The sequence below is a fragment of the Leucobacter tenebrionis genome (assembly GCF_019884725.1).
Taxonomy (GTDB): Bacteria; Actinomycetota; Actinomycetes; order Actinomycetales; family Microbacteriaceae; genus Leucobacter; species Leucobacter tenebrionis.
The window spans coordinates 1,529,196-1,548,057 of sequence record NZ_CP082322.1 but is presented as its reverse complement, the minus strand read 5'-3'; the positions used below and the strand labels follow the sequence as shown (position 1 = coordinate 1,548,057).

Sequence of the window (18,862 nt, the reverse complement as noted above, 5' to 3'; positions counted from 1 at the left end):
ATCGGTCTGGGGTACAGCCGATCCTGACAGAGGGCAGACCCTTGCCGGCCCTGGATCCGGAATCTGTGGACAACTCGTTGAGAACCGGGCCTAAGCCGCGATTGTGAGCGAAGTGTCGCGCGCCCTACTCGCCGGGCAGCAGATCCGCGACGGAGGAGAGGATCTCGTCGGGGCGGAACGGGAACTTCTCGATCTCGCGGCGATCCGAGATCCCGGTCATCACGAGCACCGTGTGCAGCCCCGCCTCCATGCCGGCCACCACATCGGTGTCCATGCGGTCGCCGATCATGCCCGTGTTGTGCGAGTGCGCGCCGATCTGGTTGAGCGCCGAGCGGAACATCATGGGATTCGGCTTGCCCACGATGTAGGGCACCTTGCCGGTCACCTTCGTGATGAGCGCGTTGATCGCGCCGGTCGCGGGGAGCGGGCCATCGGCGCTGGGGCCGGTCGCGTCGGGGTTCGTCGAGATGAACCGTGCGCCGTTCATGATGAGCCGCACCGCCTTGGTGATCGCCTCGAACGAGTAGTTGCGTGTCTCGCCGACCACCACGAAGTCGGGGTTCGACTCGGTCATCACGTAGCCTGCGTCGTGCAGGGCGGTGAGGATGCCGGCCTCGCCGATCACGAACGCCGACCCTCCCGGCTTCTGCTGCTTGAGGAAGGCGGCGGTGGCGAGCGCGCTCGTCCAGATCCGCTCCTCGGGCACGTCGATGCCCGAGGCTGCGAGCCGCGCGCTGAGGTCGCGGGCCGTGAAGATCGAGTTGTTGGTGAGTACGAGGTAGGGGATCTCCTCGTCGCGCCAGTGCTGGATCAGCTCGGCGGCGCCCGGGATCGCGCGCTCCTCGTGCACCAGCACCCCGTCCATGTCGGTGAGCCAGCACTCGATCTCGTCGCGCCTGGTGGTGATCACGCTCTCGTCCATGCCTCCAGCGTAGCCCCGCTCTGTGAACGAGCGGTATCGCCTCTTTCCCTCTCGCGGCGGAGCCCTCCGCCGTCTCAAACGCACCGATCGACGTTCAAACACACCGAATCAGGCGATTGGTGTATTTGAACGTCGATCGGTGCGCGGGAGAAGGGGGAGGAAGGCGAAGCGGAATGGAAGCGGAGAAGGGCGGAGCGGTAGCGGGGAGTGCGGGCGAGGAACGGGGCTGGCACACTGGAGACATGCATGAGAGAGCAGGGCAGCCCGCGCAGCAGCAGGATCTCATCGATGTCGAGGCGCTCCTCGCCGCGTACACGGAGGTGGTGCCGGATCCCGCCGATCCCGCCCAGCGGGTCGTGTTCGGCACCTCGGGGCACCGCGGGTCCTCGCTCAAGGGCTCATTCAACGAGGCCCACATCGTCGCGATCAGCGCCGCGATCGCCGAGTACCGAGCCGCGCAGGGCATCGAGGGGCCGCTCTTCATCGGCTCCGACACGCACCCCCTGTCGGCTCCGGCCGAGCACACGGCGCGCGAGGTGCTCTCCGCGGCCGGGGTGCACGTGCTGGCGAAGGCCGGCACGGGCGACGAGGTCTTCGTGCCGACCCCCGCGGTGAGCCACGCGATCCTCACCCACAACCGCGATCGCGCCGTCGACGACTCCGGCCGTGCCGACGGCATCGTGGTCACACCGAGCCACAACCCGCCCGCGGACGGCGGGTTCAAGTACAACCCTCCCCACGGCGGGCCCGCAGACACCGACGCGACCGATTGGATCGCCGCCCGAGCCAACGAGTTGCTGGAGGGCGGGATCGACGCGATTCCCCGTGCAAGCGAGGACGGGATCGGCGGCGAGCCGGTCGGCCGCTACGACTTCCTCGGAGAATACGTCGAGGCGCTCGGCGAGGTGATCGACGTCGAGACGATCCGGAAGGCGGGTGTGCGTCTCGCGGCTCATCCGCTCGGCGGGGCGAGCACGGCCTACTGGGCGGCGATCCGCGACCGCTACGAACTCGACCTGACCGTGCTCGGCCCGGGGGTCGACCCGCAGTGGGGCTTCATGCACCTCGACTGGGATGGGAAGATCCGCATGGATCCCTCCTCTCGCCACGTCATGTCGACGGTCGCCGACGCCCGACCGCTCTACGACCTCGTGACGGGCAACGACGCAGACGCCGACCGCCACGGCATCGTGACCCGCGACGGCGGCCTGATGAACCCGAACCACTACCTCGCGGTCGCCATCGACTACCTGCTGACGCATCGCCGCGACTGGCCCGCGACCGCGAAGATCGGCAAGACGCTCGTGTCGTCGGCGCTCATCGACCGCGTCGTCGCCGCGCACGGGCGCGAGCTGCTCGAGGTGCCCGTGGGCTTCAAATGGTTCGTGCCGGGCCTCTCGTCGGGCGATGTGGTGTTCGGCGGCGAGGAGAGCGCGGGGGCCTCGTTCCAGCGCTTCGACGGCAGCGCGTGGAGCACCGACAAGGACGGCATCCTGCTCGCCCTGCTCGCCGCCGAGATCCAGGCCGTCACCGGGCAGTCGCCCTCGGAGCGCTATCGCGAGCTGACCGAGCGCTTCGGCGAGCCCGCGTACGCCCGCGTCGACGCGGCCGCCACCCCGGAGCAGAAGCGCCGCCTCGGAGCGCTCGCCCCCGACGACGTCACCGACACCGAGCTGGCGGGCGATCCGATCACCGCGATCCTCACCCGTGCACCGGGGAACGACGCCCCCATCGGGGGTCTGAAGGTGCAGACCGAGCACGCCTGGTTCGCCGCGCGCCCCTCGGGCACCGAGGACGTCATGAAGATCTATGCCGAGTCGTTCCGCGGGCCCGAGCACCTCGCGCTCGTGCAGGAGGCGGCGCAGGCGCTCGTGGCTCGCGTGCTCGGCTGAAAGCGAATACGCGGCTCGGCGAGGCTGCGGCGCGGTACTCTGGACATCATGTCGCAGAGCCCCGCACCCGTCCGTCGTTACTCCTATCTGGGGCCGGCGGGGACGTTCACGGAGGCGGCGCTCAAGCAGGTGCCCGAGGCCGCCGGTCAGGAGTGGAACCCGGTCGCGAACCTCGGCGAGGCCCTGAACGACGTCGTCACCGGATACAGCGATGCGGCGATGATCGCGATCGAGAACTCGATCGACGGCGGGGTTACAGTCGCGCAGGATGCGCTGGCGACGATCCCGGGTCTGCGCATCGTGGGCGAGTACCTGGTGCCGGTGCGCTTCGTGCTCGTCGCGCGCCCGGGCACCGGTCTCGAGGACATCGCGGTCGTGTCGGGCCACCCGGTCGCCTACGGGCAGTGCCGGGCCTGGCTCGACGACCAGGTGCCGAGGCACCGTCACCTTCCCGCGACGTCGAACGTGCAGGCGGCTGCCGACCTCTTCGACCTCGAGAAGGGTATCGATGCCGCGATCGCTCCCCCCGGCATCGAGGATCACTACGACGTCGAGGTGCTCGCCGAGGGCATCGCCGAGAACCCCGATGCGGTGACTCGCTTCGTGCTCGTCAGCCGCACCGCGCCCGTCGGCGAACCGACCGGCGCCGACAAGACCAGCCTCATCGCGGAGCTGCCCGAGGATCGCGCGGGCGCCCTGCTCGAACTGCTCGAGCAGTTCGCGACGCGCGGGGTCAACCTCACGCTGCTGGCGTCGCGGCCGATCGGCGACCGCATGGGTCGATACCGCTTCGTCATCGACGCCGAGGGGCATGTGAAGGACGAGCGGGTGGCCGACGCCCTGCTGGGTGTGAAGCGGTTCAGCCCGCGCGTGGTCTTCCTGGGGTCGTACCCGCGAGCGGATCGTGTGGCCGCGAGCATCCGCACCTCTTACGACGACGAGGCCTTCAGAGACGCCCGCGACTGGCTGCGCGGGGTCATCGAGGGCACGCCCGATGGCGAGGACGTGTAGCGGGCGACCGGTTCAGCGCTTCGAGCCCGAGGTACTCGGTGATGCGCCCGAGATTCTCGGTGGTGCGCGCGAGGCGACGAGGCGCGATCCGCAGGCGAGCGGAAGCAGAGTTCACAGGGAGAAAGGGCGCATGCGGGGACTAGCTGAAAAGGTCGTCGTGATCACCGGAGCGGCCGGTGCGATCGGTACGGCAGCGGTGACGAGGTTCATTGAGGAGGGGGCGAGAGTCGTCGCCGTCGACTTCGACGCGCAGGGGCTCGAAGGCCTCGCCGGGCGGCACCCCGGGATCGAGGCGGCGTTCCAGCTCGACGTCACCGTGCCCGAAGCCGTCGCCCGCGTCTTCGACGAGATCGCCGAGCACTGCGGCAGGATCGACGTGCTCATCAACAACGCCGGCATCAACGCGCGGTTCCCCTTCGAGGAGATCCCGTTCGAGAGCTGGCGCCGGGTCATGGACACGAACCTCGACGGCGCCTTCCTCGTGGCTCAGGCCGCCTCGCGCCACATGCTCGCCGGGGCGGGCGGATCCATCGTGCACACGGCCTCGACCAACGGCCTCGTCGGCTACCGCAACCACGCGCTCTACAGCACGGGCAAGGGTGCGCTTGTCGAGCTCACGCGCTGCATGGCACTGGATCTCTCGCCCACCATCCGGGTCAATGCGGTTGCGCCCGGGTACATCCGCACCCCGCTCATGACAGCCGGGGACGAGCAGGCCGCGAGCATCCCGCTCGGCCGCTTCGGCCGGCCCGACGAGGTCGCCGGTCTGTTCGCCTTCCTCTCCTCCGACGATGCCTCGTACATCACCGGCCAGACCTATGTCATCGACGGGGGCGAGACCACCGGCGGTCTGCTCAGCGGATTCTGAACGCACCATCACGAAACGGATCATCATGGAGCATCTCATCTCAGCGCCGATGACGACCGTCACCACTCCGCTGCCCGTGGGCAGATACCGCAGAACCCAGCCGAAGCACTTCTGGAACCTCGCATTCACCGAGATGTGGGAGCGCTTCAGCTACTACGGTCTGAGCGCGGTACTCACCTACTACCTCATCTACACCGTGGCCGAGGGCGGTCTCGGCATGAACGAGACCGCCGCAGTCAGCATCGTCGGCGCCTACGGCGGCGCCCTGTACCTCGCGCAGCTGCTCGGGGCATGGCTCGCTGATCGGGTCGTGTCGGCCCGCCGCCTCGTGTTCTGGGGAGCGGTGATCATCACCGCGGGCCATGTCTCACTGGCGCTGCTCCACGGCATTCCGAGTCTTGCGCTCGGGATCGTGCTCATCGCGGTCGGAACGGGGCTGCTGAAGACGAACATCACCTCGATCATCGGGGTGCTCTTCGGCGGCTGGTCCCGAGAGGCCCGCGACTCCGGTTTCTCGTACTTCTACCTCTCGATCAACCTGGGGGCGATCCTCGGCCCGCTCGCGACCGGCTGGCTCCAGTCGAACCTCGGCTTCCACTGGGCCTTCGGGATTGCGGCTGTCGGCATGACCGCGGCCCTCATCCAGTACTCGGTGCGCATGCGCGCGCTGCCTGCCGAGAGCGACGTCGTGCCGAACCCGATCGCCAAGCCTGGACTGTTCAAGGCCGCGGCCTGGGCGCTGCTCGGCCTCGTGGTGGTGGCGCTGCTCGCGGTCTGGGGCGTGATCCGCGCCGACAACCTCAACTATGTGGTCGGCGTCATGATCGCGGCCGCTGCGATCTCGTACTTCGCCGTGATCCTCTCCTCGAAGCACATCGACGGGAACGCCCGGAAGCGCGTGCGCGGCTACATCCCGCTCTGGCTCGCCGAGACCCTCTACTACGGCTTCTACCTGCAGCTGTTCACGACGGTGCCCCTCATCGTGACCGCGCGCGTGGATCTCGACCTCAACGGGTGGATCTTCCCCGAGGGCTGGTTCTCGGTCGTCGGCACCATCGCGCTCGTGCTCATCATCCCGCTGATCGCGACCGTCTGGAAGGAGAGCTGGATCGGCCGTCTGCTGCCCGCCCAGAAGTTCCCGCTGGGATTCCTGTTCATCGGCTCGGCGTACCTGCTCCTCATCACGACCGCCTTCTCGACCGGGAAGACGGTGCCGGTGTGGCTCATCATCGTCGCACTCGTGCTCGCGGGCATCTCGGAGGTCTTCGTCGGGCCCATCGGATTCTCCGTCGTCACGCGCATCGCACCCGGCCGCTTCAAGACTCAGCTCGTCGCTCTGAAGATCCTCACGCTCGGGGCGGGCTCGACCCTCGCCGCGCTCTTCGCAACGCTCTACACCATCGTTCCCGAGCTCACCTTCTTCGTGCTCATCGGCGGGGTCGCGGTGCTCGCAGGGATCGCCGTGCTCGTCGGCGCCCGTTCGATCCACCGCGCTCTCGACACCGGCATCGATGAGACCGGCGAGCCGCTCGAGGCCCCCTGACTCAGCTCTGCGCGTTCCACTCCGGCAGCACGCGCACGATGAGTGCGCCGGGATCCACCGTGCCGCTCACCGCGAGCGCGAGCCCGAAATCGTCGCCGTCGAGCTGCACCGGTTCGGGGTAGGAGACCCCGAGGGCGTAGCGCCTGGCCTTGAGGTAGTTGACGCTCTTCGTGTCGTGCACGAGGTCGATGATCCTGCGCCCCGTCTTCGTCTTGCGCAGCACCCCGTTCTCCCAGCCGATCTTGTTCCAGATGCGCAGCCACGAGAACGGCCCGAGGGGTCGCAGCGCCACGACGTCGAGCAGACCGTCGTCGAGCTTCGCGTCGGGGATCAGCAGCACGCCGCCCGGCATCAGCCCGCAGTTGCCGATCATCACGGTGTACACGGAGAGCGACTTCACGGGAGCGCGGTCGACGGAGTAGTGGATCTGCAGCGGCCGATCCTTCAGCATCGTGCGCACGCCCGCGTCGACGTAGGCGAGCCAGCCCAGGCGTTTCTTGAGCGTCGCCCGGGTGGCGGAGATCGCGCGCGCATCGAGGCCCATGCCCGCGAGCACGAGGAAGGTGTGCTCGTCCTCGCTTTCGTCCTCGCGCACGATGCGCAGCACCCCCAGGTCGATGGCGCGCTCGCGGCCGTAGAAGGCGGCCCGCACCGCGGCCTCGGGCCTGCCGAGCGGCATGCCGAGGTTGCGGGCGAGCAGGTTGCCGGTGCCCTGCGGAACGATCGCGATCGGGATCCCGGATCCCCTCAGGGCCTCGGCCACGGCGCGCACCGTGCCGTCCCCGCCGCTCGCGAGCACCACACTCGCCCCCTCGGCCATGGCGCGCCGCGTCGCCGCGATCCCGGCATCCTCGGCATCGGTCTCGTACCAGCGGGTGGGCCCCCATCCCGCCTGGTGCTCGTGATGGGCGATGGCGCTGCGGAGCGCGGGGAGATCGGTCTTGAGCGGGTGGTAGACCACGGCGGCGACGGGCAGGCTGCGCGCGGGGGTCTGAGACATGCAACCAGAGTAGCGGTGCGACGCGGGTGCGCGGCCATGTCCGTGGGTGCGGCGCGGGTGCGCGGGGGTGGTCCGCGGTGCCCGTGGGTGCGCTGCGGTGCCCGGGGGTGGTCCGCGGCCGCACCTGGGAACCGGCGCCCTGCGCGCGCCATCCGCACGGGTAAGCTGGGGGAGTGATCGATCCAGTCCTGCTCCGCACCGATCCTGAGGCCGTCAAGCGTTCGCAGCGCGCACGAGGTAACGATGAGGCGGTGGTGGATCAGGCGCTCGCCGCAGACGCGGCCCGTCGATCGGCCCTCACCGAGTTCGAGGGGCTGCGCGCCGAGCAGAAGGAGTTCGGCGGTCGCGTGAAGGCGGCGTCGAAGGACGAGAAGCCCGCCCTCATCGCGCAGGCGCAGCAGCTCGCGGCGGGTGTGAAGGCCGCCGAGGCCCGCGCCAAGGAGGCGGAGGCCGAGTTCGAGGCGATCGCGATGCGCATCGAGAACCTGGTGCTCGAGGGCGTGCCCGTCGGCGGTGAGGAGAACTTCGTCACGCTGCGCGAGGTGGGCGAGAAGCCCGAGTTCGAGTTCGAGGCGCGGGATCACCTGGAGCTCGGCGAGATGCTGGGCGCGATCGATATGGAGCGCGGCGCGAAGGTGTCGGGCGCGCGCTTCTACTTCCTGCGCGGCGTCGGGGCCCGGCTCGAGCTGGCGCTCATGAACATGGCGCTGGATCGCGCACTGTCGCACGGCTTCACCCCGCTCATCACGCCGACGCTCGTGAAGCCCGAGATCATGCAGGGCACCGGCTTCCTCGGCGAGCACGCCGACGAGGTCTACCACCTGCCGGCGCAGGATCTGTTCCTCACCGGTACCAGCGAGGTCGCCCTCGCCGGCTACCACGCCGATGAGATCATCGACCTCTCGGGCGGCCCGCTGCGCTACGCGGGCTGGTCGACCTGCTACCGCAGCGAGGCCGGCTCGCACGGCAAGGACACCCGCGGCATCCTGCGCGTGCACCAGTTCAACAAGCTCGAGATGTTCGTCTACACCTCGCCCGAGGAGGCGGAGGCGGAGCACGACCGGCTCGTCGGCTGGCAGGAGGAGATGCTGCAGTCGCTGGGCCTGCACTACCGAGTCATCGACGTGGCCGCCGGGGACCTCGGTTCGAGCGCCGCCCGCAAGTTCGACATCGAGGCCTGGGTGCCGACGCAGAACGCGTACCGGGAGCTCACCTCGACCTCCAACTGCACCACCTACCAGTCGCGTCGGCTCGCGACCCGGTTCCGCGGTGAGAACGGCAAGACGACCCCCGTCGCCACTCTCAACGGCACGCTCGCGACGACCCGCTGGCTCGTGGCGATCCTCGAGACCCACCAGCGGGCCGACGGCAGCGTGGTGGTGCCAGAGGCGCTGAGGCCGTACATGGGCGGGCTCGAGCTGCTCTCTCCGGCGGGAGTCTAAGATGGGTGCGCGATCAGCAGCAGCCGTGTCAGTGACGGGGGATCGGCGCCACCTCATCGCCCTCGACCTCGACGGCACCGTGCTCGACCACGGCTCCGGCGGGCCGGGCGACGAGCCGGAGGGCGGGCGCATCGATCCCGAGCTCGGCGATGCGATCCGCGCCCTCCACGACGCCGGCCACGAGGTCGTCATCGCGACCGGCCGCTCGGTCGATGCGACGCTCCCGGTCGTCGAGCGGTTGAGGATCCGGCCCGCCTGGGTGGTCGCCGCCAACGGCGCGGTGACGCTGCGACGCGACCCGCTCGCGCCCAGGTCCTACCGCCGCGAGTACGTCGAGGCCTTCGACCCGAGCGACGCGCTGCGCAAGATCCGCACCCAGCTCGTGACCGCGCGCTTCGCGGTCGAGCTCGCCGACGGCACGTTCCTCTACACCGCGCCGATCCCCACGGGCACACTGCCCGCGGAGCAGCGCATGGTGCCGTTCGACGAACTGCTCGGCGTGCAGGCCTGCCGCGTGGTGGTGGTGTCGCCGGACCACCGGCTCGAAGAGTTCCTCGGCGCCGTCGAGACGCTCGGCCTCACCCACGTCTCCTACGCCGTCGGAAGCACCTCGTGGCTCGACATCGCGCCCGACGGCGTGACGAAGGCGAGCGCGCTCGAGGTGGTGGCGGCGCACCTCGGCATCGACCGCTCGCGCGTGTTCGCGGCGGGTGACGGGCGCAACGACATCGACATGCTGCGCTGGGCCGCGCACTCGGGAGACTCCGTCGCGATGGGGCAGGCCGTGCCCGAGGTGCGGGCCGTCGCCGGGCGCGTGACGGGCTCGGTCGAAGAGGGCGGGCTGCTGAGCGCGCTGCGCGAGCGCTTCCCCGAGGTGCTCGGCGGCTGAGGCTTCGCGGTGCGGCGGCGCGGCGGGCGCGGTTTCTGGCGCGCTCCCGGCTTTGCTAAGCTCGTCGGCGGAGGGTTGTCCGAGCGGCCGAAGGAACTTGTCTTGAAAACAAGCAGGCGGTAACCCCGTCTCAGGGGTTCAAATCCCCTACCCTCCGCGGATAGAAAATAGCCCCTGACCAGGCGTCACGATGCCTCGGTCGGGGGCTGTTCTGCGCTCGCGCCGAGTATCGATCGCGCTCAAGGTCTCGGGGTCGCTCCCGGCAGGCTCCGGTCTCGGGCGGCAGCGCAGACAGAACTCCGGGGATTCGCCGTAGACCGGGAAGGTCGGCGGGATTTCTGCCGCTGTCGGGCAGATTCCCGGAGTCCTGACGCAGAGGCGCGATCACCCGAACACGAGAAGGCCCCCGCCGATGGCGAGGGCCTTCCCTGTACTGCGCAGACGGGTCAGTCGGCTGCTCCCTTGCGACCCACGATGAGGCCCCAGATCAGCAGCACCACGATCGAACCGCCGATCGCGAGCAACCAGGTCTGCAACGACCAGAAGTTTTCGAGGCTGGCGTCGAAGATCACCGAACCCAGCCAACCGCCGAGCATCGCTCCCACGACGCCGAGAAGCAGCGTCACGAACCAGCCGCCTCCCTGCCGTCCCGGGAGGATCGCCTTCGCGATCGCACCGGCGATCAGACCGAGCACGAGAAAAGCAATGAAACCCATGTCCTGCTCCTTTCCATGAGGCGGCCCGCCTGGAGGCAGAACCGCTCGGGTACTGACGACGCTACTCTCACCGACCCTTACGCTGCAGGGGCTTGCGCGACGCCTTGCCGATGCGGTAAAAGTCCGAGGCTCAGAGGCAGAGGCAGAGGCAGAGGCAGCGGCGCTGGCGGAGGCGCTGGCGGCCCCGACGCGTGCGCGAAGACGCTTCGGCGGCGCGATCAGCTCGGGTGCGGCGGCTCCTCGACCAGCCGCAGGCCCCCCTGCGAGTTGGCGTGCGCGAGGAGCTGTTCGATCCACGCGGGGTTCAGCTCGTCCGTCGTGCGCTGGTCGAACTCGAAGTGCACGGGCATGGAGGGGTGCAGCCAGATGCTGTGCTGGCGCTCGTCGCTCCAGGTGAACACGAGGCTCTCCTGCAGGTTCAGCTTCGCGAGGATCACCGTTCGCAGATGGGTGAGCAGCCGGTCGTCGAACTCGAATCGTTCGCCGTGCCCATAGATGAGATGTCCCATTGACTCGCCCCTACTTCTGTTCTGCCTGATGCTGTTGCGCCTCCTGCTCGGAGACGACGATGAGTCCTCGCGGTGTGTGCGCAAGCTCGTTCAGCACGGCGAGCCAGTGCCTGTTGAGCTGCGGCGCGCGGCTCCCGGCGAACCGGAAGGAGAGCGGGATCGAGGGGGTCAGCCAGATCGAGACCCGCCCGCCTCCTCGTTCGGCTGGCACAGTCCAGCTCATGAGGAAGCTCTCCTGTCTGCGCAGCTTGATAGTGATCGCGACTTTGAGGTGCGCGAGGGTGCGGTCGTCGAATTCGTATTCTTGCACGCCGCCATAAGTAAGGAAGCCCATGGGCCTATGCTCCCACCTTTTCATCGCGCCGTGTGGGGCGCGCCGTAACGAATACCGAAATGAACTGGGAAAAGCTGCGGCGCGGGATCACTCGAGGGGGTGGCGCACCATCTCGCCCTCGCCCGGATACTCGTCCTCCTCAGGTTTCGGATCGCGCGCGTCGGCGTACGCGAAGGCGATCGAGGCGATGACGAGTGCGAACGCGAGGATGCCGAGGGGATTGCAGAGCGCGATCGACATCTCCCCCGAGAACGCGGATCCGGCGGCGAGACTCAGCACCGAGACCAGCTCGTCGCCGACGAGATCGGGCACGGTGAGACCGAAGCCGACCGCGCATGCCCACGCGAGTGAGAGGGCGACGATGGTGCTGCGGCCGGTGCGCTTGCCCCGTGCCCGGGTGACACCCACGCGGTGGGCCAGCCAGAGGTGGAGCGCGACGAACACGAGCCCGATCGTCGGGGCGTACCACCAGGTGAGCGACCCGCCGATCCCGAACAGCCAGCGCCCCGCGCACATCCAGAGCGCGAGTATCGTTCCCACCAGCACGATGAAGCGTCCCATCAGACTGCTGCCTCCTTCGCTCTGCCGAGGGCGCGCAGCCGCTCGACGGCGGTGCGCAGGGTCTGCTCGTCCTTGACGAAGGTGAACCGCAGCCAGGGGTCGAGCGCACGCGCCGTAGCGGATCCCTCGCGGCAGAACGCGCTGATCGGCACAGTGGCGACTCCGACGAGTTCTGGCAGCGCACGGGCGAAGGTGGCCCCGGTCCCGTCACCGACCGGCCGCTCGCCCGAGCCGCGCGGCGGTGAAGCGTCGGCTCGTTCGCCGAGCAGCGGCGAAGCATCGGCGCAGACGAAATAGGTGCCGTTCGGCACGATCACCTCGAACCCGGCCTCGCGCAGCCCGTCGACGAGCAGGTCGCGGCGGGCGGAGAGCGAGTCGCGCAGCGCCGCGATGTCGGCCTCCCCGTCGACGAGGGCCCGGGCGATCGCGGGCTGGAAGGGCGCGCCGCCGGTGTAGGTGAGGAACTGCTTGATGGCTGTGACGGCCTCGATCAGCTCGGCGGGGCCGGTGATCCAGCCGATCTTCCATCCGGTCAGCGAGAATGTCTTGCCCGCCGAAGAGATCGTGAGCGTGCGCTCGGCCATGCCGGGCAGGGTCGCGATCGGCGTGTGGGAGAGGCCGTCGAAGGTGAGGTGCTCGTAGACCTCGTCGGTGACGACCAGGGCGCCGGCTCGCTGCGCCGCCGCGGCCACCGCCCGCAGCTCCTCTTCGGAGAGTACGGTGCCGGTGGGGTTGTGCGGGGTGTTGAGCAGGATCAGGCGCGTCCGCTCGGATACCGCGGCGTCGAGCGCGGCCTCGTCGAGCCTGAAACCGGCGGTTCCCGCGACGAGGGGGACAGTGACGTGGGTCGCACCGGCCATCTCGATCGAAGCCGCGTAGGAGTCGTAGAAGGGTTCGAGCGTCACCACCTCGTCCCCGGGGCCGGCGAAGGCCAGCACGGCGGCGGCGATCGCCTCGGTGGCTCCAGCGGTGACGAGCACCTCTTGGTCGGGGTCGAGCTCGATCCCGTAGTGCCGTGACTGGTGGGCGGCGATCGCCCGCCGCAGATCGGGCACGCCGCGCCCGGGAGGATACTGATTGGCGCCGTCGCGGATCGCTGCCACGGCGATCTCGCGGATCCACTCCGGGCCGTCGGCGTCGGGGAAACCCTGACCGAGGTTCGCGGCACCGGTGCGCTGAGCCAGCGCCGTCATCTCGGCGAAGACCGTCGGTCTTGTCGAGCCGTCGGGGGAGGCGAGACCGCTCGCCCGGGCCACGTCACGCCATCTCTGCACCACGACTCCCAGTCTAGGCGCCCGCTGCACGGCGCGGCCCGCGCGGGGCTTCGTCGCCTTGCCGGCGCCGCCGGCCGTTCGGCGCTGTCGCCTTGCCGGCGCCGCCGGCCGTTCGGCGCTGTCGTCAGGCCGGCTCCGCCGCCCGTTCGGCGCTGCCGTCCGTTCGGCGCCGCAGCCCGTTCGGCGCCGCCGTCCAACCCTCGTGCTCCAGCGGATCGGGGCCACTTTCGTGCGTGTCGCCTCGTGCGACACGGCCGAAATTGACCTCGGATCGGCGACACGGCCGAAATCGACCCCGGATCGGCGACACGGCCGAAATCGACCCCGAATCGAAGCAGAGAGGGGTGGAGCGGGGAAACGCGGAGTCCGTCAGACCGCGGGCGCGGCGGGCGCCGTGAGCTGGATCGACGTGAGCTGTTCCGCGCGGGTCGGCGCCGGGTGCAGGGTGACGAGCTCGTCCACGTCGGCGAATCGGGCGAAGGTCTCGAGCTCCGCGCGCACCCGCTCGGGCCCGCCGACCGCGGTGTACTTCAGCATGCCGCGGATCTCGGTGCCGGCGGGGGTGTCGAGCAGGGCCGAGGCCTCGTCAGCGGTGAGTTCCCGCTCTCGGCCGCGCGACAGGAAGTTGCGCACGCGTTCGACCTCCGTGCGCACGAAGAGCGCTTCCGCCTGGTCGTCGGTCTCGGCGGCGACCACGTTGATTCCCGCGCTCACGTAGGGTTCGGGGTGCGCCTCGCTCGGCACGTAGTGCGCGCGATAGTGCTGCACGGCCGAGGTGAGGTGCTGCGGGGCGAAGTGCGAGGCGAAGGAATAGGGGAGGCCGAGCTGGGCGGCGAGACTCGCACCGAACATGCTGGACCCGAGGATCGTGAGCGGCACGCGTGTGCCGCGGCCCGGATAGGCGTTGACCGCGTTCCTCGGTAGCTCGTCCGAGAGGTAGCGCTGCAGCTCGACCACGTCGCTCGGGAAGCTCTCGGCCGCCTGGTGGGTGCGCCGCAGCGCGCGGAAGGTGGCGCCGTCGGTGCCGGGCGCGCGGCCGAGCCCGAGGTGGATGCGTCCGGGGTGCAGCTCGGCGAGCGTGCCGAACTGCTCGGCGATGACGAGCGGGGAGTGGTTCGGCAGCATGACTCCGCCCGCCCCGAGCCCGATCGTCTCGGTGCGGGCCGCGATGTGCGCGATGAGCACCGCCGTGGCGCTCGACGCGATCGACGGCATGTTGTGATGCTCGGCGTACCAGATGCGGCTGTAGCCGCTGCGCTCGGCGAGCCTGGCGATCTCGACCGAGTGCGCGAAGGCGTCGGCGATGCTGCCGTCCGCTTCTACCGTGGCGAGATCGAGGATCGAGAGCGGAGTTGAGGCCATACTGGATTCAACCGGGGCGCGGGACCGCGTATTCCCGAGCCGCGGGATCGCGGGGTCGCGGGGCGGCGGTGCGCTCCCCGGCGCGTCGAACGCAAACGGGGAGTCTCAATATGCGGTTACCCGTGGTCGGGTACCCGCATATTGAGACTCCCCGTTTGGGAGACGCGATAGCCGGAGCTATCGCTTCGCGGGCACCCAGGTGTTGATGAGCCCGCTGTGCTCGAACTCGGGATCGAGCGGGATGTTGGTGCGATCCTTCAGCAGCGTGCTCGCGAGCAGACCGAAGCCGGTCATGATGAGCAGGTAGACCACGATGGCCCAGGTGCTGCCGAACGACTGCAGCAGGATCTGCGCGATGGTCGGGGCGAACGCGCCGCCGATGACGCCGCCGATCGCGTAGCTGATCGAGATGCCCGAGTAGCGGATCGAGGCGGGGAACGTCTCGGCGTACCAGACGGCCGTGGGCCCGTAGGTGAGGCCGAGGCCGATGGCCAGCAGGCTGGTGCCGAGCAGCACACCGCCGACGCCGCCGTTGAAGACGAACTGGAACAGCGGGATGACGGCGGCGGCCTGCAGGATCCAGCCGACGGTCATGACGGGCTTGCGGCCGAAACGGTCGCTCAGCGGACCCGAGACGAACGTGAAGATCGCCCACACGACCGCCGAAGCGAGCACCGCGAGCTGCACCTGCACCGGGTCGTAGCCGAGCCCGCCGTCGGCCTCGGGGCGCGAGGCGAGTCCCTGCACGTAGCCTCCGGTGAGCATGTAGCCCACGGCGTTGTTGCCCGCGAACAGGAGCGCGGCCAGGATCACGAGCGGCGTGTGCGCCTTGAAGACCTGCACGATCGGTGCGGAGGCCTGCTTCTTGGTCTCCTTGATCTCGCTGAACACGGGCGACTCGTCGACGGTGCGGCGGATGATGAAGCCGACCACGATCAGCACGACCGAGAACAGGAACGGCACGCGCCAGCCCCACACCTCGAACGCCTCACCCGGTGCGATGACGCGCATGAGCGCGAGGATGGCGGAGGCGAGCAGCATGCCGAACGGCACGCCGAGCTGGGGGAAGACGCCGAAGAGGCCGCGCTTGCCCTCGGGGGCGTGCTCGACGGACATGAGCACGGCGCCGCCCCACTCGCCGCCGGCCGAGAGGCCCTGCAGGATGCGCAGCACGATGAGGATGACCGGAGCCATGACGCCGATCGACTGGTAGGTGGGCAGCAGGCCGATGCCGACCGTGGCGACGCCCATCACGAGGAGGGTGATGACCAGCATGGGCTGGCGGCCGAGCTTGTCGCCGAAGTGCCCGGCGAGGAACGCGCCGAGGGGACGGAAGAGGAACGAGAGGCCGATGGTCACGAGCGAGAGGATCTGCATCATGCCCGGGCCGGCCGGCTCGAAGAAGAGCTTCGCCAGCACGAGGTTCGCGGCGAAGGCGTAGATGAAGAAGTCGTACCACTCGATCGTGGTGCCGATGACGGAAGCCGCGACGACTTTACGGCGTTCGCGCGGAGTGCTCCGCGGGTGGGCGGGCGCAGGTGATGTCATTATTTGACGTCCTTGTCCAATTATTGGATGAATTTGTACCGGAATAGTCTACGGGTATAGAAGACGGGAGTCGTGCATCCCGCTCCGGAGAAACGGAAGGGCCGCTCCGACAGACGTCGGAGCGGCCCTGGTGATCCCTGGCGGTCGTGCGGTGCGACTTCCCTTACTCGGGATCGACGATGCTGAGCAGCACGTGTCCGCTCGGAACGGTCTGCCCGACCGGTGCGTCGATGCTCGTCGCGATCCCGGCGCGGTGCGCGTAGAGCGACTGCTCCATCTTCATGGCCTCGAGCACGGCGACGAGTTCGCCCTCCTTGACCTCCTGGCCCTCCTCGACCGCCACCTTCACGACGGTGGCCTGCATGGGGGCGGCGACGGCGTCGCCCGTGGCCGTCGCCACGCCGGCGCCCTTCGCGCGCTTCGGCGCCGGGCCGCGGGTCACCTCCTGGTCGACGAGGGGCAGCAGCGTCGCCGGCATCGAGACCTCGACGCGGCGGCCGGCCACCTCGACCACGACGGTCTGGCGCTTCGGATCCTGCCCGAGCGGGGGAACCTCGCCCTCCCAGGGCTCGATGTCGTTCTCGAACTCGTTCTCGATCCAGAGCGTGTACACGCCGAAGCGGCCGTCGGGGGCGGTGAACGCGGGATCCCGAACGATCTTGCGGTGGAAGGGCAGCACGGTGGGCAGGCCCTGGATCTCGAACTCGTCGAGCGCGCGGCGGGAGCGCTCGAGCGCCTCCTCGCGGGTCGCGCCCGTCACGATGAGCTTGCCGAGCATGGAATCGAAGGCGCCCGAGACCACGTCGCCCGACTGCACGCCGGTGTCGACGCGCACGCCGGGGCCCGCGGCGGGCTTGAATAGGGCGACGGGGCCGGGGGCGGGCAGGAAGCCGTTGCCCGCGTCCTCGCCGTTGAGGCGGAACTCGAAGGAGTGGCCCTTGGCGACCGGATCGTCGTAGTCGATGACGCCGCCCTCGGCGATGCGGAACTGCTCGCGCACGAGGTCGATGCCCGTGACCTCCTCCGAGACGGGGTGCTCGACCTGCAGACGGGTGTTCACCTCGAGGAACGAGACCGTGCCGTCCTTCGCGACGAGGAACTCGCAGGTGCCGGCGCCCACGTAGCCGACCTCGCGCAGGATCGCCTTCGAAGCCTCGTAGAGCGCGGTGTTCTGCTCGTCGGTGAGGAACGGCGCCGGCGCCTCCTCCACGAGCTTCTGGTGGCGGCGCTGCAGCGAGCAGTCGCGGGTCGAGACGACGACCACGTTGCCGTGCTGATCGGCGAGGCACTGCGTCTCGACGTGGCGCGGCTTCTCGAGGTACTTCTCGACGAAGCACTCGCCGCGGCCGAATGCCGCGACCGCCTCGCGGGTGGCCGACTCGAAGAGCTCGGCGACCTCGTCGCGCTCGTAGGCGACCTTGAGGCCGCGGCCGCCGCCGCCGAACGCCGCCTTGATGGCGATGGGAAGGCCCACCTCGTCTGCGAAGGCGAGCACCTCGTCGGCGTTCTCGACGGGATCGCTGGTGCCGGCCGCGAGCGGGGCGCCGACCTTCTCGGCGACGTGGCGGGCGGAGACCTTGTCGCCGAGGCGCTCGATGGCCTCGGGGCTCGGGCCGATCCAGGTGAGGCCGGCGGCCGAGACCGCGCGGGCGAACTCGGCGTTCTCGGCGAGGAAGCCGTAGCCCGGGTGCACGGCGTCGGCGCCGGAGCGGCGGGCCACACCGAGGATCTTGTCGATCACGAGGTAGGTCTCGGCGCTGGTGGTGCCGTTCAGCGCGTACGCCTCGTCGGCGAGCTGCGCGTGCATGGCGTCTCGATCCTGATCGGCGTAGACCGCGACCGAGGCGATGCCGCTGTCTGCGGCTGCGCGGATGATGCGGACGGCGATTTCGCCACGATTGGCGATGAGCACTTTACGAATGCGCGACATGGGGTACAGCCTATTCCAGCTCCCCGCCGGAGCCTTGGATATAAGGCACAAACCTTTCGCGGTTTCGTTGCCGATGGGTATAGCGGTGGGGTGCGGGATCGGCGAGCGGAGGCCTGGCCGGTCCGCGTCGGAGCCTCGCTGTAGACTGGCGCCGTGGTGAATCCAGAGATCCAAGGCCGGGTGTACCCGCCGACTGCCCCGTATCTGGTGGGTCGCGAGAAGGTGCGCGAGTTCGCGCGCGCCGTGCAGAGCGACTCCCCGCTGCACCTCGACCCCGAGGCCGCCCGCGCCGCGGGGTACGCCGACGTCGTCGCGCCGCCCACCTTCGCGGTCGTGGTGCAGGAGGCGACGCTCGCGCAGCTGCTCGCCGACGAGGAGGCGGGCGTCGACTTCTCGATGGTCGTGCACGGCGATCAGCGCTTCAGCTACTCCCGCCCGATCGTGGCGGGCGATGAGCTGACCGCGACGCTCACGATCGCCGCGGTCAAGCAGCTCGGCGGCAACTCGATGGTCACCGCGTCGAGCAGCGTCTGCGACGCGGCGGGCGAGCACGTCGTCACGGCGATCTCGACACTCGTGGTGAGAGGAACAGAGGCATGAGCGCGTCGGTCTTCGAGAGCCTGAGCGTTGGCGACGTCGTCGCGGAGCGCGAGCTGCACTTCACCCGCGACAGCCTGGTGCGCTACGCCGGGGCCTCGGGCGATTTCAACCCCATCCACTACCGCGATGACGTCGCGCAGTCCGTCGGCCTGCCCGGTGTGCTGGCGCACGGCATGCTCACGATGGGTGCGGCCGGATCGGTCGCGACCGACTGGCTGACCGAGTTCTCGCGGGCCGCCGGCGTCTCGGCCTGGGTCAAGGACTACCAGTCGCGCTTCACGCGCCCGGTGCCGGTGGACGCGGCCGAGGGCGCGACGATCGCGGTGACGGCGACCGTCGGCGCCGTCGATCCCGAAGCCGCCACCGCTCGCATCGACCTCAAGGTGGTCTTCGACGGCTCGACCGTGCTGGGCAAGGCTCAGCTGCTGGCGGCGTTCGCGTGAGTTCGGCCCGCTCCGGCG

The 18,862-nt window shown here is 69.5% G+C and carries 18 protein-coding genes and 1 tRNA gene; 9 read left to right on the top strand and 10 right to left on the bottom strand.

Annotated features, from left to right (window positions below; all coding sequences use genetic code 11):
- Window positions 1-124: 124 nt before the first annotated feature.
- Window positions 125-922, bottom strand: coding sequence for an HAD-IIA family hydrolase (locus tag KVY00_RS07195; RefSeq protein ID WP_223044998.1), 798 nt, complete (start codon window positions 920-922; stop codon window positions 125-127).
- A gap of 242 nt (window positions 923-1,164) precedes the next feature.
- On the opposite strand from KVY00_RS07195, the gene pgm reads away from it, so the two are divergent.
- From pgm to KVY00_RS07175, 4 genes are all read left to right on the top strand, one after another.
- Window positions 1,165-2,814, top strand: a complete 1,650-nt coding sequence (pgm, locus tag KVY00_RS07190) for a phosphoglucomutase (alpha-D-glucose-1,6-bisphosphate-dependent) (protein ID WP_223044997.1) — start codon at window positions 1,165-1,167, stop codon at window positions 2,812-2,814.
- 48 nt (window positions 2,815-2,862) lie between these two features.
- A complete protein-coding gene (gene pheA, locus KVY00_RS07185) occupies window positions 2,863-3,825 on the top strand; it encodes a prephenate dehydratase (protein ID WP_223044996.1) in 963 nt (320 codons plus the stop codon).
- A 130-nt stretch (window positions 3,826-3,955) separates the two neighbouring features.
- Window positions 3,956-4,693, top strand: coding sequence for an SDR family NAD(P)-dependent oxidoreductase (locus KVY00_RS07180; RefSeq protein WP_223044995.1), 738 nt, complete (start codon window positions 3,956-3,958; stop codon window positions 4,691-4,693).
- A gap of 25 nt (window positions 4,694-4,718) precedes the next feature.
- Complete coding sequence (locus KVY00_RS07175; protein WP_223044994.1) at window positions 4,719-6,236, top strand: peptide MFS transporter; 1,518 nt, start codon at window positions 4,719-4,721, stop codon at window positions 6,234-6,236.
- Between the two features lies 1 nt (window position 6,237).
- Here KVY00_RS07175 and KVY00_RS07170 read toward each other — a convergent pair whose 3' ends face one another.
- Window positions 6,238-7,236: a diacylglycerol/lipid kinase family protein gene (locus KVY00_RS07170; protein ID WP_223044993.1), complete on the bottom strand. Its 999-nt coding sequence runs from the start codon at window positions 7,234-7,236 to the stop codon at window positions 6,238-6,240.
- A 173-nt stretch (window positions 7,237-7,409) separates the two neighbouring features.
- Here KVY00_RS07170 and serS point away from each other — a divergent pair, with 173 nt between their 5' ends.
- The 3 genes from serS to KVY00_RS07155 all read left to right on the top strand — a co-directional run bounded on the left by serS (window position 7,410) and on the right by KVY00_RS07155 (window position 9,724).
- On the top strand, window positions 7,410-8,678 hold the full coding sequence (serS, locus tag KVY00_RS07165) for a serine--tRNA ligase (protein ID WP_223044992.1): 1,269 nt from the start codon (window positions 7,410-7,412) through the stop codon (window positions 8,676-8,678).
- A 1-nt stretch (window position 8,679) separates the two neighbouring features.
- Entirely contained in the window at window positions 8,680-9,567 is an 888-nt protein-coding gene (locus tag KVY00_RS07160) for an HAD family hydrolase (protein ID WP_223044991.1), read from the top strand.
- Between the two features lie 69 nt (window positions 9,568-9,636).
- A tRNA-Ser gene (locus tag KVY00_RS07155) sits at window positions 9,637-9,724 on the top strand.
- Window positions 9,725-10,013: 289 nt separating this feature from the next.
- On the opposite strand, the gene KVY00_RS07150 is transcribed toward KVY00_RS07155, so the two are convergent.
- From KVY00_RS07150 to KVY00_RS07115, 8 genes are all read right to left on the bottom strand, one after another.
- Complete coding sequence (locus KVY00_RS07150) at window positions 10,014-10,283, bottom strand: GlsB/YeaQ/YmgE family stress response membrane protein (protein WP_223044990.1); 270 nt, start codon at window positions 10,281-10,283, stop codon at window positions 10,014-10,016.
- Between the two features lie 218 nt (window positions 10,284-10,501).
- Window positions 10,502-10,792: a DUF7882 family protein gene (locus KVY00_RS07145; protein ID WP_223044989.1), complete on the bottom strand. Its 291-nt coding sequence runs from the start codon at window positions 10,790-10,792 to the stop codon at window positions 10,502-10,504.
- Window positions 10,793-10,802: 10 nt separating this feature from the next.
- Window positions 10,803-11,126 carry a DUF7882 family protein gene (locus tag KVY00_RS07140; RefSeq protein ID WP_223044988.1) on the bottom strand — a complete coding sequence of 108 codons (324 nt, stop codon included), beginning with the start codon at window positions 11,124-11,126 and terminating at the stop codon, window positions 10,803-10,805.
- 87 nt (window positions 11,127-11,213) lie between these two features.
- Entirely contained in the window at window positions 11,214-11,687 is a 474-nt protein-coding gene (locus KVY00_RS07135) for a hypothetical protein (protein ID WP_223044987.1), read from the bottom strand.
- A complete protein-coding gene (locus KVY00_RS07130; RefSeq protein WP_255572817.1) occupies window positions 11,687-12,964 on the bottom strand; it encodes an aminotransferase class I/II-fold pyridoxal phosphate-dependent enzyme in 1,278 nt (425 codons plus the stop codon). Before KVY00_RS07130 ends, KVY00_RS07135 begins: the two co-directional genes overlap by 1 nt.
- Window positions 12,965-13,330: 366 nt before the next feature.
- The gene (locus KVY00_RS07125; protein WP_223044986.1) at window positions 13,331-14,323 is read right to left on the bottom strand and encodes an LLM class flavin-dependent oxidoreductase; all 993 of its coding nucleotides are present in this window, start codon (window positions 14,321-14,323) and stop codon (window positions 13,331-13,333) included.
- A 177-nt stretch (window positions 14,324-14,500) separates the two neighbouring features.
- Window positions 14,501-15,871, bottom strand: a complete 1,371-nt coding sequence (locus tag KVY00_RS07120; protein WP_223044985.1) for an MFS transporter — start codon at window positions 15,869-15,871, stop codon at window positions 14,501-14,503.
- Between the two features lie 163 nt (window positions 15,872-16,034).
- Complete coding sequence (locus KVY00_RS07115) at window positions 16,035-17,801, bottom strand: acetyl/propionyl/methylcrotonyl-CoA carboxylase subunit alpha (RefSeq protein ID WP_223044984.1); 1,767 nt, start codon at window positions 17,799-17,801, stop codon at window positions 16,035-16,037.
- Window positions 17,802-17,954: 153 nt separating this feature from the next.
- Here KVY00_RS07115 and KVY00_RS07110 point away from each other — a divergent pair, with 153 nt between their 5' ends.
- Both KVY00_RS07110 and KVY00_RS07105 read left to right on the top strand, forming a co-directional pair.
- A complete protein-coding gene (locus KVY00_RS07110) occupies window positions 17,955-18,401 on the top strand; it encodes an FAS1-like dehydratase domain-containing protein (RefSeq protein ID WP_223044983.1) in 447 nt (148 codons plus the stop codon).
- The gene (locus KVY00_RS07105; protein WP_223044982.1) at window positions 18,398-18,844 is read left to right on the top strand and encodes a MaoC/PaaZ C-terminal domain-containing protein; all 447 of its coding nucleotides are present in this window, start codon (window positions 18,398-18,400) and stop codon (window positions 18,842-18,844) included. Before KVY00_RS07110 ends, KVY00_RS07105 begins: the two co-directional genes overlap by 4 nt.
- Window positions 18,845-18,862 lie beyond the last annotated feature (18 nt).